11 protein-coding genes and 1 riboswitch are annotated in these 13,152 nt (G+C 39.3%); of the genes, 4 read left to right on the top strand and 7 right to left on the bottom strand.

The genetic code is table 11. From position 1 onward, the window contains the following. Nucleotides 1-87 precede the first annotated feature (87 nt). From PI85_RS22540 to PI85_RS24760, 4 genes are all read left to right on the top strand, one after another. Nucleotides 88-1,641, top strand: coding sequence for a cation acetate symporter (locus PI85_RS22540; protein WP_036126094.1), 1,554 nt, complete (start codon nucleotides 88-90; stop codon nucleotides 1,639-1,641). Nucleotides 1,642-2,122: 481 nt separating this feature from the next. Further along, nucleotides 2,123-2,461 (top strand): DUF485 domain-containing protein, encoded by a 339-nt coding sequence (locus tag PI85_RS22535; RefSeq protein WP_025116302.1) that lies wholly within the window; start codon nucleotides 2,123-2,125, stop codon nucleotides 2,459-2,461. Nucleotides 2,462-2,469: 8 nt separating this feature from the next. Further along, nucleotides 2,470-4,014 (top strand): cation acetate symporter, encoded by a 1,545-nt coding sequence (locus PI85_RS22530; protein WP_025116303.1) that lies wholly within the window; start codon nucleotides 2,470-2,472, stop codon nucleotides 4,012-4,014. Nucleotides 4,015-4,106: 92 nt separating this feature from the next. Continuing rightward, nucleotides 4,107-4,283 carry a hypothetical protein gene (locus PI85_RS24760; protein WP_233301728.1) on the top strand — a complete coding sequence of 59 codons (177 nt, stop codon included), beginning with the start codon at nucleotides 4,107-4,109 and terminating at the stop codon, nucleotides 4,281-4,283. A 60-nt stretch (nucleotides 4,284-4,343) separates the two neighbouring features. Here PI85_RS24760 and PI85_RS22525 read toward each other — a convergent pair whose 3' ends face one another. From PI85_RS22525 to parE, 7 genes are all read right to left on the bottom strand, one after another. Beyond that, on the bottom strand, nucleotides 4,344-5,093 hold the full coding sequence (locus tag PI85_RS22525) for a TatD family hydrolase (protein ID WP_036126096.1): 750 nt from the start codon (nucleotides 5,091-5,093) through the stop codon (nucleotides 4,344-4,346). Continuing rightward, nucleotides 5,083-5,832, bottom strand: a complete 750-nt coding sequence (locus PI85_RS22520; protein ID WP_036126098.1) for an ABC transporter ATP-binding protein — start codon at nucleotides 5,830-5,832, stop codon at nucleotides 5,083-5,085. Before PI85_RS22520 ends, PI85_RS22525 begins: the two co-directional genes overlap by 11 nt. Next, nucleotides 5,807-6,580, bottom strand: a complete 774-nt coding sequence (locus PI85_RS22515; RefSeq protein WP_036126100.1) for an ABC transporter permease — start codon at nucleotides 6,578-6,580, stop codon at nucleotides 5,807-5,809. The genes PI85_RS22520 and PI85_RS22515 overlap by 26 nt, the downstream gene beginning before the upstream one ends. Next, nucleotides 6,577-6,870 carry a thiamine-binding protein gene (locus PI85_RS22510; protein ID WP_036126102.1) on the bottom strand — a complete coding sequence of 98 codons (294 nt, stop codon included), beginning with the start codon at nucleotides 6,868-6,870 and terminating at the stop codon, nucleotides 6,577-6,579. The genes PI85_RS22515 and PI85_RS22510 overlap by 4 nt, the downstream gene beginning before the upstream one ends. A 1-nt stretch (nucleotide 6,871) precedes the next feature. Next, a complete protein-coding gene (locus PI85_RS22505) occupies nucleotides 6,872-7,867 on the bottom strand; it encodes an ABC transporter substrate-binding protein (RefSeq protein ID WP_036126103.1) in 996 nt (331 codons plus the stop codon). A 155-nt stretch (nucleotides 7,868-8,022) separates the two neighbouring features. Next, nucleotides 8,023-8,133, bottom strand: a riboswitch (TPP riboswitch). 124 nt (nucleotides 8,134-8,257) lie between these two features. Next, nucleotides 8,258-10,696 carry a DNA topoisomerase IV subunit A gene (gene parC / locus PI85_RS22500; RefSeq protein WP_036126105.1) on the bottom strand — a complete coding sequence of 813 codons (2,439 nt, stop codon included), beginning with the start codon at nucleotides 10,694-10,696 and terminating at the stop codon, nucleotides 8,258-8,260. Then, nucleotides 10,693-12,669, bottom strand: a complete 1,977-nt coding sequence (gene parE, locus PI85_RS22495; RefSeq protein WP_025116310.1) for a DNA topoisomerase IV subunit B — start codon at nucleotides 12,667-12,669, stop codon at nucleotides 10,693-10,695. Before parE ends, parC begins: the two co-directional genes overlap by 4 nt. Nucleotides 12,670-13,152: the final 483 nt, after the last annotated feature.

The raw sequence follows: 13,152 nt of genomic DNA, 5'->3' as shown, positions 1-13,152 counted from the left end.
TGTACAGTATATGTAAAAAAAGCTGCTTCATTCGATAAAGCTGCAGCTGCTGTGCTAGCCGAGTATCATGCGAAAGGTGGTAACTAAATGAATATTGTATCCGTAGGTTTCTTTTTAGCTATTGTTGGTTTAACACTTGTTGTTACCTATATTGCAGCAAAGCGGACTTCCTCAGCAGCTGATTTTTATACAGCTGGGGGCGGGTTAAAGGGGTGGCAAAATGGCTTTGCGATTGCTGGTGATTATTTATCAGCTGCAGCCTTTCTTGGGGTGTCTGGTGCGATTGCTTTAACTGGCTTTGATGGTTTCTTTTTTTCTGTGGGCTATGTAGTAGCCAACTTAGTTCTTCTATATGTCATTGCTGAGCCTATGCGTAATTTAGGCCGCTATACACTAGCTGACATGTTAACGGCTCGTTTTAATGAAAAGCGAATTCGCGGCGTTGCGGCATCAGGTACAATTATTATTGTCATTCTTTATATGATTGCTCAGCTAGTAGGTGCTGGTGCATTAATTAAACTACTGTTCGGTATTGAATATTGGATTGCCGTGTTAATTGTCGGTGTGATGATGACTACCTATGTATTATTCGGTGGCATGACAGCAACTTCGTGGGTACAAATTATAAAAGCTAGTTTACTATTATTCGGGACAGGCTTATTAGCTACATTAGTATTAGTAAAATTTGATTTCTCACTCATGAAAATGTTTGACACCATTGCTGTCGATCATGGCGAGGAATTCCTTATACCAGGAATTAAATACACAAGCACGATTGATTCCGTATCGATGATGATGGCCTTAGTTTTAGGAACATCTGGTTTGCCACATATTTTAATGCGCTTCTTTACTGTAAAAGATGCCAAAACGGCACGCTCGTCTATATCATGGACAACTTGGATTACGGCTATCTTTTTCTCATTAACAATATTTTTAGGCTTCGGTGCGTTAAACTTTGTAGGTTTAGATCAAATTTTAGCTGAAAGTAAGGCTGGTAACACAGCTGCCCCACTCCTGGCACATTATTTAGGTGGAGATGTGTTAATGGCATTTATCGGTGCTGTAGCCTTTGCGACAATTTTAGCGGTTGTTTCTGGCTTAGTTTTAACAGGTGCCTCAGCGATTTCACACGATATATATGGAGAAATTATTAAAGGTGGAAAATTAACAGAAAAGCAACAGGTAGTAGCAGCACGGACAGGCTCTATCTCAATTGCAATTGTCTCCATTGTATTAGCGCTGTTTGCACAAAGCTTAAACGTTTCGTTCCTAGTGTCATTTGCGTTTTGTATTGGTGCATCCGCGAATTTACCTGTCATTCTTTATACGATCTATTGGAAGAAGTTCAATTCTACTGGTGCTGTAGCAGCGATGCTAACAGGGTTAATTTCTTGTTTAATCTTAGGAGCGATAGGACCAAATGTATGGAGTCCTGTTGAAGGTGCAGCTATTTTTGTTGGTAAACCACTTGTACCACTAGCTGTTCCAGCCATTATTACCATTCCATTAGGCTTTATTGCAGGCTATTTGGGCTCAGTCCTTGCATCTAGTAAAGTACCGACTGAAGAGGCTGAACGTATTTATAAAGAAATTCGTGTAAAAGCGAATACTGGTGTTTCTGTATCTGATATTTCTCATTAATTTTTATACACCATATGCATAATGAATCAAAATTCAAAATATACAAAAAAATAGGCAAAAAATTCGATTTTTGGTCGAGTTTTTCGCCTTTTTTGTTATTCTCCAACTAGCAAATTACTTATCGAACAATATTATTTGACTTCCAAAATACAGAAAAAAACCAATTTTCACTAAGGCAATAGTGTTTAAATATGGATAAAAAACCAAGGCATTTTTGTAGATTTATCGTTCTTTTTTTGTCAAGAATCCAGATTTCTCTTTGCTTCATTTATTTATCTGAATATTCTAAAACACTTGATGTTCTTGGTTTCGGAGGTTTTTTTCTCTTTCAGCACTATTTTCAGAAAAATTTTTTTTACATAATTTTTCTGAAATGTATTGCAATTTTGTGAACTCTTTCATAAAATGAGAATGTGAATTCACTAAACTAGCAAAATCAAGTCTTAAGGCAGAAAAAATATACACAAAATGGGGAATGTTAATGGCGAACAATCAAGCAAAAAAAGGTGTCGTGATTGACTATGATGCAATTGCAAACCAAGAATCGTTTAAGTCTCTTGTACGCAGAAAGAACTCTTTTCTTTGGTCTATGACTGCCATATTTTTATTGGCCTACATGTTGTTACCAATTCTGACATCGTACACAACAATTCTACACCAAAAGGCATTTGGGGAAATTACTTGGGTGTGGATTTATTCAGCAGGGCTATTCATCATGACATGGGGGTTATGTCATTTATATGTAGCTAAAGCAAACAACTTCGACAGAGAAGCAAAAGCGATTATCGCAGAATACGAGAACGGAGGTGGCCGCCGATGAATAACGGAATGAGTTTTACAGCCATATTCTTCTTCGTAGCCATTGTTGGTTTAACATTAGTTATCACATGGTGGGCATCTAAACGTACATCTTCTGCAAGTGACTTCTATACAGCTGGCGGGGGCTTAACAGGCTGGCAAAATGGACTAGCTATCGCAGGTGACTATTTATCAGCAGCCTCTTTCTTAGGGATTGCAGGAGCAGTAGCATTATTTGGATTTGACGGATTCTTCTTCTCTATTGGTTATTTAGTAGCTTACTTAGTGGTATTATACATCGTTGCTGAGCCATTACGTAACCTTGGAAAATTCACTTTAGCTGACATGATTACAGCTCGTTTCAATAACTCAAAAGTACGTGGAACAGCTGCTTTAAGCACTATTACAATTGTTTTATTCTACATGATTGCACAACTAGTTGGTGCAGGAGCACTTATTCAATTACTTTTAGGGATCGACTACTGGGTAGCTGTATTGATCGTAGGTTTCATGATGACAACTTACGTATTATTCGGTGGTATGACAGCAACTTCATGGGTTCAAATTATTAAAGCTTGTCTTTTAATGCTAGGTACAGTTATTATCTCATTCTTAGTATTAAAAGAATTTGGCTTCAGTATTGCAACAATGTTTAAAGAAATGACTACAGCAACTGACAGTGGTGCTGCTTATTTAAACCCAGGTCTAAAATATACAAATGGACTTGACACAATTTCTATGTTAATTGCATTAGTATTAGGTACTGCGGGTCTTCCACATATCTTAATGCGTTTCTTCACAGTAAAAGATGCGAAAACGGCTCGTTCATCTGTTATTTGGGCTACTTGGATTGTAGGTATTTTCTACGTTTTAACAATTTTCTTAGGTTTCGGTGCAGCAGCATTCGTTGGAAAAGAAGATATTATCGCGGCAAACGCTGCTGGTAATATGGCTGCCCCACTTCTTGCAGAAGCACTAGGTGGCGACATTCTATTCTCATTCGTATGTGCGGTAGCATTCGCAACAATTTTAGCGGTAGTAGCAGGTCTTGTACTTTCAGGTGCCTCTGCCCTATCACATGATATTTATGGGCAAATCATTAAAAAGGGTAAAATTACTGAAAAAGAGCAAGTTCTTGCAGCTCGTATCGGTTCAATTACGATCGCTATAATTTCCATTTTATTAGCACTTGGTGCACAAACATTAAACGTTGCGTTCTTAGTATCTTTAGCATTCTGTATTGCAGGTTCTGCTAACCTTCCAGTTATTATTTATACAATCTATTGGAAACGCTTTAATACAGCTGGTGCTGTTACAGCGATGTTAACAGGTTTAATCTCTGCATTAGTATTAGTAGCTATGTCACCAAACGTATGGAATCCAGTTGAAGGCAAAGCGATTTTTGTGGGTGATCCGTTAATTATGTTAACGAACCCTGCCCTAATCTCTGTACCGCTTGGTTTCCTTGGTGGTTTCATCGGCACATTACTTTCTAAAGAAACTGATGATGCAAAATATCGTGAAGTTGACGTTAAAGCAAACACAGGTATTTCTGTACAGGACGTATCTCACTAAATCTATGTCATAAACCTCGTAAGTTCTTGCTTACGAGGTTTTACTTTTTCTTTCATTTTCGTTACTATAATTGTTAAAAGGAGGGAATGAAAATGGCTCAATCTGGGGCGAAAAAGAAGCGGATGCATATAAAAAGAACTGTTGGCAAGGATGTAGAGAAAAATCGCCAAACCAATTCCTTCAGTACACATGAACGCACCACCAAAACAAAGACAGAGAAATTGAAGCATGATTTTACTAAACATAAAAAGCAGTATACGGATCATTAGTTTGTATCCTATACTGCTTTTATTATTGTAGAAAACACAAGTGTCACTTACAAAATTAGTTTAAAGTCGATAAAAGTTTGTCGTATTTTGAGTGATAATTTGAGCCGCTTCTTGTATAGACAATCCCTTAATGGCTGCAATTACCTCAATCGTGGAATGCATCATCCACGGAGACGTGGGTTTATTTGTAAATGGACCTTCAAACGGCCATGGACCATCTGTTTCAACCATCATCAATTCAATCGGGTAGATTTGAATTAACTGTTGAATTTCCTCTTCATACAATGCATCAGGCGTAATGGAGATAAAATAACCTTGCTGAATCATGCGTTTCACAACTGCTTCGTCCCCTTTAAACCAATGGAAATGTGCCTGACGAAGCTGATGCTTTTCTAGTAAATCGCACACCACGATAGCATCCTCATACACAGCATGCAATACAATCGGTTTGTCCAACTCTTTCGCCAATACGATAAATCGTTCCAATAAAGCCTCATACGGACGAACAGCCAAAGTTTGTTCTTGCCTTAAATAATAAGGTAAACCGACCTCACCGACTGCTTTCATCTCATCACTATGGGCGCGAATCCAATTAAATAAAGCTTTCTCTTCTATTTCACTCGGTAAAGGCTGTTCGGGATGGAAACCAAAAGCTGCCTTCACTTTGGGATAGACCTTCGCTAAATTCAACGTCTTTTGACAGGAGGACAGCTGCATACTCACCGCAATTAGTGCCTCTACTTCTTCCAATAAAGAAGGTATTTCCACATCCTTATACTGATCTAAATGAATATGGGCATCAATCAACATGCAAATCCCCCTTTTCTTCCTGTAAATACATGAATAACTGTTGCTTCAAGGCTGTGAATGTAGCCGAATGACGGATTTCTTCTTTGCGAGGACGCTCAAACGGCACAATGATTTCTTTTTTCACCGTTGCTGGCCGTTTCGATAAAACAAGTATACGATCTGCTAAAAAGAGTGCCTCCTCAATACTATGTGTAACAAATAAGATAGATTTTCGATGTTCCTCCCAAATGGACAGTAGCCATGCCTGCATTTCCAATCTTGTAAATTCATCGAGCGCAGAAAATGGTTCATCTAGACATAAAATAGGTTTATCACTGACAATGGCACGGATGAAGGATACACGTTGTTGCATCCCTCCAGATAGCTCGTTTGGATAAGCATGGCTAAAGGAAGCAAGTCCTACCTTTTCTAGCCACCCCTTTGCACGTTCAACATTAGGCTTTTGCTGCAATTCCTCAACAATTGTTACATTCTCTAAAATAGTACGCCAAGGCAGTAGACAGGGCTGCTGTGGCATATAGCCAATTGTTCCTCTTTTTCGTTGGATTTCCTCTCCATTTAATAAAATCGCCCCTTGATCAACCGAAGAGACCCCACCAATTAATTGAAAAAGGGTACTTTTACCACTGCCGGATGGACCTACAATGGCCACAAACTCACCATCCTTGACATCAAAGGAAATATCATCAAGAACATGTAGACTGTTAAAGGACTTAGCGATGTTTTGAATGCTGAGCATGATAACCTCTCCCCTTTACCATTAATTTTTCAAGCAAACGAATACTACTAAATAACAATAAGCTTAACAAGACAATCGCAAAAATTGCGACAAACACTCGATCTGTACGGAAGGAGGATTGTGCTAAGGTCATGTATACACCAATTCCCTTTTTCGCACCAAGCCACTCCGCAATGACTGCCCCCATTACGCTATACGTTGCAGCAATTTTCACACCCGAAAAAATTGCTGGGTAGGCATGTGACCATTCTAGTTTCCAAAACGTTTGAGCCTTCGTTGCACCAATCATTTCAAAGTAATGCTTTAACTCGGGTGCTGTTTGGCGAAAACCGTCCATTGCCGCAATGACAATAGGGAAAAAGCAAACGAGACAAATAATGATAAGCTTTGGTAATAAGCCAAAGCCAAACCAAATAATAAGGAGCGGTGCTAACACAAGAATCGGTATGTTTTGCGACATAATGAGAATCGGATAAAATAATGACCGAATAAAAGTAAAACGATGCAAAACAATTGCCACTGTTAGACCACAGCCAACCCCAATAGCAAGTCCTAGTAAAGCTAATTGCACGGTAGCCAGAGCATGTGGCAGGAACGTCTGATACGATTGAAAGCCTTCTACTACAATTATGCTTGGTGCTGGAAGGAGCCAAGGAGGAACATCAGCTATATGCACAACAAGCTCCCATATGAATAAGAGGAAGGCGATAAAAATTATCGTCCTTCCTTTTTGTAATGCCCGTTTCATGATTGATATTTCTCCGTTAATGTAGCCATTGTAATCCCGTTTGGTTGATATAAAATTTTTACTTGTGTAATGACATTAATGGCTCCTAGCTCGACCATCTTAACATTCATTTTCTCAATGATTTGAAGAAGCACTGGAAGCTCACCCTCCATCGTTGTTTCAAGTGGATGAACCTCATACTTCACACCAGATGCATCAATAACTGCAATGGCCGCATCTACATAAGGGATGACATCCTCATACTTTTCTGTCTTTGGAATGATTTGGACACTGATCAATGAATTTGCCATGTTAATTGGCCTCCTTTTTTGGTAAAAACTCATTCGTAAACGCTTGTTTAGCATCAAATTCGCCTTCTAATACTTTGTTGCTCGACATCCATTTAGCATAGTTTTCCCACACTGAAAGCTTTTGCTCTCCCCATTGTTTAGCATCGTCCTGATATTTATCAGCCAACCACTCTTGGCTTTTATGCACTAACTCCTTATCTAAGTCAGGTGCCGCTTCTAGTAAAATATCAGCCGCTTCATTTGGATGTTCGATCGCATATTCATAGCCCTTCGATGCAGCTGCAACAAAAGCTTTGACGATGTCTGGATTGTTTTGAATCATTTTTTCATTAGTTGCTAAAACAGGTGTATAGTAATCTAACTGATTACTGTAGTCTGTTAAATACAGCATATTAATCTTTTCCCCACGAAGCTCTGCCTCAATCCCTGTCCAAGCATAATAAATCCAAGCAAAGTCGATGTCTTTTTTCATCATCGTGAAGAAATCTAAATCTCCCGCATTGACAATATCTAATTTATTTATATCAGCGTTTTCTTTTTGCATTAATGATTGTAATACGGCTTGTTCGAGTGGCGCTCCCCAACCACCATATGTTTTTCCTTCAAAGTCCTTTGGAGATGTAATACCCTTTGATGCTACAGAAGCAAATCCAGATGTATTATGCTGGATGATGGCCGCTATTGAGACAAGTGGCACAGCCTGAACACGAGCCTGTGTAATGCCCTCCTGATAGCTCACGCCAAATTCTGCCTTACCAGAAGCTACGAGCTGATCGGCTCCTGCCTCTCCTGGCATAATAATCTCAACATCTAAGCCCTGATCTTCAAAATAACCGAGCTTTTTCGCAACATACAATCCTGTATGATTCGTATTTGGTGTCCAATCGAGAACCACTGACACCTTTTTCTTTGTATCAGCAGCTTGCTTGTCCTCCTTGTCGCTACAGCCCACTAACATCAATAGTGCCGCTAATAGAATAAATAACCATTTTTTCATGCTAAGTCCTCCCAGTTTGTAATATGAAAGTGTTCATGAATGAATGTTGTCACCAGAAGAAAGCGTAATATACGGTTGGTAAGATATTGCTTGGAAAACAAAAAAACGCCTAGGATTCCTCCCAGACGTATTGCAATCAATCTCCAAAACTTTTGCTTTTTTGAATAGATGTTCCCTACGCTGGTACGAGCCAAATCAGGTTCAAAGGGTCAGTGTCTATCGGACACAATCTCAGCTAGCCATAACTAGCCCCCCTACATTCTTTCGCTATGAACTTTTCGATGATTATTATACCCATAGTTGATCTAAAATGACAAGATGCTATTTTTAGATAGTTGTTCCACTCCAACCAAATAGCCCAGCTCTACTAGATAGAAACTGGGCATGGTTTTAGCTTGGTTTTTGTTCTTTTTTGGCCGTTAAGACATGGGAAATGGCTCCATCTGTTGCAATATCCACTTTAAATGAACCATTAGAATGGCGATCAGCACGCGTCAATGCATGAACATCAATAAATTCTTGGACGCCTTTTTCAGTTTCAATCACAACCTGTTCATCGTCTGTCGCTTGAATAACAGCGACAATTCGGTGAGGATTTGCTTTTAATTCTGTTAGGACTTTAAGGCCGCGTTTGGCACGACCTGCTACTTCTACCTCTGCGACATTCATTTTCTTGACAGCCCCTCGTTGTGTCACAATAACGACATATTGTGTTTCATCTGGCTGTAGAACATTGACCCCAACTAAAGCTTCTCCATCTTTTAACGTAATCCCTTTAACGCCACCTGTTTTCACACCAGTAACCGGTAATTCCTCGATAGGGAATCGAATAGCATACGCCGTATCAGTTGTTAAGAGCAATTCCACATCATCCGTCATAAATGATGCATAAATCATTGCATCGCCCGCTTTAACATTCATTGTTTTAATCGGCTTCGAGTAACGCGTCACTGCATAATCTGCGAGCGGTGAACGTTTAATTTGTCCATCTTTCGTAGCAGTTAAAATATACGTATTTGGTTGTTCAAATGTTTCAAAGCCATAGACGGCAATAATTGATTCATCTTCACTTGTTGGCACAATACTAGAAATATGCTGACCAAGGTCCTTCCAACGAATATCAGGCAATTCGTGAACTGGCTGATAAATATAATTCCCTCTATTTGTAAATAACAATAGATGATGCTGCGTATTTAAGTTTGCTTCATACAATAAATAATCGGAATCCTTCATCGCAAAATCTTGACCATTGGAAGCGGCATGGGATCGTGTAGAAGTACGTTTAATATAGCCATCTTTCGTGACAGTCACCACAACCTCTTCACTTGGAACAAGGACATCTAATGTAATTTTAATTTCTTCTATTTCTTGTTCAATTCTCGAGCGACGCGGCTCTGTGAAGCGTTTTTTAATATCTAGTAATTCTTGTTTAATGACACGTACAAGCTTGGCCTCGCTTTGTAAAATTCCTTCTAGCTTGGCAATCAATTTATTTAAATCATCCTGTTCTTGGCGGAGCTCTGTAATATCGGTATTCGTTAAACGATATAATTGCAGGCTCACAATCGCCTCTGCTTGTACCTCGGTAAAATCGAACTTTGCCTGTAAATTAAGCTTGGCATCCTTCTTATCATTAGAAGAACGAATTGTCGCAATGACTTCATCTAAAATAGACAATGCTTTAATTAATCCATCTACAATATGGGAACGATCCTTAGCCTTTTGTAAATCATATATAGAACGATTTGTGACCACTTCTTTTTGGTGAGTAATATAGGCATCCAATAATAATGGCAATGTCATCATCGTTGGGCGACGATTATGAATCGCAATCATATTAAAATTGTAAGCTACTTGTAAATCTGTTGTTTTAAATAAGTACTGTAAAATCCCTTGTCCAGGAACATCCTTTTTCAGCTCGATTACGACACGTAACCCTGTACGGTCAGATTCATCACGAATTTCAGCAATCCCTTCAAGGCGTTTATCTACACGCTGCTCATCAATTTTTTTTACAAGATTCGCTTTATTCACATCGTATGGTAATTCGGTAACAACGATTTGCTCTTTGCCACCCTTAATAGGTTCCACCACAGCCTGCGCACGAACTATAATTTTACCGCGCCCTGTTTCATATGCCTTTTTAATGCCGTCCACACCTTGAATAATACCGCCTGTTGGGAAATCTGGACCTTTGAGTACTGTCATTAATTCATCCACTGTTGCAGTAGGCTTGTCTAAGCGCATCAATACAGCATCCAGCACTTCATCTAGTGCATGAGGTGGAATATCTGTTGCATAACCCGCAGATATCCCTGTAGAGCCGTTGACTAGTAAATTAGGGAAACGTGCTGGTAAAACAGTTGGCTCCATATCCTGATCATCGAAGTTTGGTACGAATTCAACCGTTTTCTTCCCGATATCTCGTAACATTTCACCCGCAATCGCAGATAATCTTGCCTCAGTATAACGCATGGCAGCTGGCGGATCTCCATCAACTGAACCATTATTCCCATGCATTTCAATGAGCATATGACGAGCTTTCCAATCCTGACTCATACGTACCATCGCCTCATAGACAGAGCTATCTCCGTGTGGATGGTAATTACCGATTACATTACCGACTGTTTTAGCTGATTTACGGAAAGGTTTTTCGTGTGTATTGCCTTCTGTAAACATCGCATATAAAATACGACGCTGTACAGGTTTAAGACCGTCACGTGCATCTGGCAACGCGCGGTCTTGAATAATATATTTACTATAGCGACCAAAACGGTCACCCATTACTTCTTCTAAAGGTAAATCTTGAAACTTTTCTGTGCTACTCATGCTTGGCCCTCCTCTTGTTGGATGAATTCATTTTCTAAAATGTTAGCATCATCCTCCATACCGAAGTCTACATTGGCTTCGATCCATTTACGACGCGGCTCTACCTTATCGCCCATTAATGTCGTGACACGTCTCTCTGCACGTGCACCATCCTCGATTGTGACACGAATTAATGTACGTGTGTCAGGGTTCATTGTTGTATCCCATAGCTGGTCTGCATTCATCTCACCAAGACCTTTATAGCGCTGTAATATGTAACCCTTTCCAACTTGTTTGATGGCCTTTTGTAAATCGTTTTCTGTCCAAGCATATTCAATTACTTCTTTTTTGCCAGTCCCTTTAGAAACTTTATATAGTGGCGGTAATGCAATAAAGACTTTACCAGCCTCTATGAGCGGACGCATATAACGGTAGAAGAACGTTAATAGCAATACTTGAATATGAGCGCCATCCGTATCAGCATCAGTCATTATGACTACTTTATTGTAGGCTGAATCCTCTACTGCAAAATCTGTTCCAACACCTGCACCAATCGCATGAATAATCGTTGAAATCTCTTCGTTTTTCATAATATCCTGGAGTTTTGCTTTTTCCGTGTTAATCACTTTCCCGCGCAGTGGTAATATCGCCTGGAATGTACGATCGCGACCTTGTTTTGCAGATCCACCCGCTGAATCACCTTCGACTAAATATAATTCATTTTTCGCCGCATTACGTGACTGTGCAGGTGTTAATTTACCTGACAGAATCGTACTACCCTTTTTGTTTTTCTTACCATTTCGCGCATCCTCACGAGCTTTACGAGCCGCTTCACGTACTTGCTGCGCACGAATTGCTTTACGCACAAGAGAAGCAGACAATTCAGCATTTTCCTCTAGCACATATAAAATTTGCTCAGACACCACACTATCTACTGCTGAACGAGCCTCACTTGTACCAAGCTTGCCCTTTGTTTGTCCTTCAAATTGTAATAAGTGTTCTGGAATACGGACAGATACGATAGCAGCTAAGCCCTCTCGAATATCCGTTCCTTCTAAGTTTTTATCCTTATCCTTTAATAAGCCAATTTTTCTTGCGTATTCATTAAAGACACGCGTCAGAGCTGCTTTTGCACCTGTTTCATGGGTACCACCATCTCGTGTTCGTACATTATTAACAAACGACAAAATCGTTTCAGAATAACCGTCGTTATATTGGAAAGCAAACTCTACTTCAATATCATCTTGAATACCTTCCACATACTTCACAGGATGAAGAACATCTTTCTCTTCATTCAAATACGCAACGAAAGCTTCAATGCCGTTCTCATAAAAGAACACATCATTTTTGCCTTCCTCGCGCTCATCAATTAATTCAATTTTTAAGCCCTTTAATAAAAAAGCTGACTCCCTTAAACGTTCTGCTAACGTATCATAATTATATTTTGTAACAGAGAAAATCGTTTCATCAGGTAGGAAATGAACAAGCGTACCTGTCTGCTTCGTTTGACCAATTTCTTCAAGTGTTGTCACTGGATGTCCACCATGCTCGAAGCGCTGGCGATATTTTTTGCCATCACGATGGATGGTTACTTCTAAAAATGTTGATAGCGCATTCACGACAGAAGAACCTACACCGTGCAAGCCGCCACTCGTTTTATATCCGCCTTGTCCAAACTTACCACCTGCATGAAGGACGGTAAAAATAATTTCAGGAGTAGGTTTACCCATCTTATGCATACCAGTTGGCATTCCACGGCCAAAGTCGCGTACGCTAATACTCTGGTCTTTGTGAATCTTGACAATAATATGAGATCCAAAGCCAGCCAATGCTTCATCCACCGCATTATCAACGATTTCATACACAAGGTGATGAAGTCCACGGCCATCTGTGGAACCGATATACATGCCTGGTCGTTTGCGCACCGCTTCTAATCCTTCTAATACTTGTATAGCGTCATCATTATAGACGCTAGGTGACTGTTTATTCGTCAAAAAAATTCCCCTCCAAAAAACAAACACTTGTTCTATTTATGTTCTCATCCTAATAATAATAGCATTTCCTGTCAATAGTTAGCGACAGGTCCAATTAAATTTTTAAAAATTGCTCACAGTTTTAATATACATTTTAATAGTAAACATCTTCAACAGTTGCTTAAAATTGGAATTTAAGCAAGACAGACTACCACTAGTATCCGTAAACACCTGACGCATCGTAGCTTATTTAGTTGCAATATAGTTGATGTTTTAATACGTCATTGTCATGTAAATGAATAAAGTTAGACTTCTATTCTACCAAAGGAATGAACGAATGACAAAATTGCCATTTTGCCTATATTTTAATAAAGAATTTTTTCGTTCCTTCATCAATCATGTCTAAAAGCCTATCTCCAGCTTACTTTAGTTTCTTTTGTATTGAATTCAAGACTCCTTACGAAATCTCCTTCATAACATTGTAGATTAGCAAGAAAAAGTGTA

The sequence above is a fragment of the Lysinibacillus sp. A1 genome (assembly GCF_000801965.1).
GTDB classification, from domain to species: domain Bacteria; phylum Bacillota; class Bacilli; order Bacillales_A; family Planococcaceae; genus Lysinibacillus; species Lysinibacillus fusiformis.
Note: the sequence above shows the minus strand (reverse complement) of the source record. Positions and strands in the feature narration are given on the sequence as shown.

Excerpts from the sequence above, each read along its gene's own strand:
- PI85_RS24760 (WP_233301728.1), top strand. The coding sequence starts at position 4,107 with ATGGCTCAATCTGGGGCGAAAAAGAAGCGGATGCATATAAAAAGAACT.
- PI85_RS22510 (WP_036126102.1), bottom strand. The coding sequence starts at position 6,870 with ATGGCAAATTCATTGATCAGTGTCCAAATCATTCCAAAGACAGAAAAG.
- PI85_RS22520 (WP_036126098.1), bottom strand. The coding sequence starts at position 5,832 with ATGCTCAGCATTCAAAACATCGCTAAGTCCTTTAACAGTCTACATGTT.
- parC (WP_036126105.1), bottom strand. The coding sequence starts at position 10,696 with ATGAGTAGCACAGAAAAGTTTCAAGATTTACCTTTAGAAGAAGTAATG.
- PI85_RS22540 (WP_036126094.1), top strand. The coding sequence starts at position 88 with ATGAATATTGTATCCGTAGGTTTCTTTTTAGCTATTGTTGGTTTAACA.
- PI85_RS22505 (WP_036126103.1), bottom strand. The coding sequence starts at position 7,867 with ATGAAAAAATGGTTATTTATTCTATTAGCGGCACTATTGATGTTAGTG.
- PI85_RS22535 (WP_025116302.1), top strand. The coding sequence starts at position 2,123 with ATGGCGAACAATCAAGCAAAAAAAGGTGTCGTGATTGACTATGATGCA.
- PI85_RS22525 (WP_036126096.1), bottom strand. The coding sequence starts at position 5,093 with ATGTTGATTGATGCCCATATTCATTTAGATCAGTATAAGGATGTGGAA.
- PI85_RS22515 (WP_036126100.1), bottom strand. The coding sequence starts at position 6,580 with ATGAAACGGGCATTACAAAAAGGAAGGACGATAATTTTTATCGCCTTC.
- PI85_RS22530 (WP_025116303.1), top strand. The coding sequence starts at position 2,470 with ATGAGTTTTACAGCCATATTCTTCTTCGTAGCCATTGTTGGTTTAACA.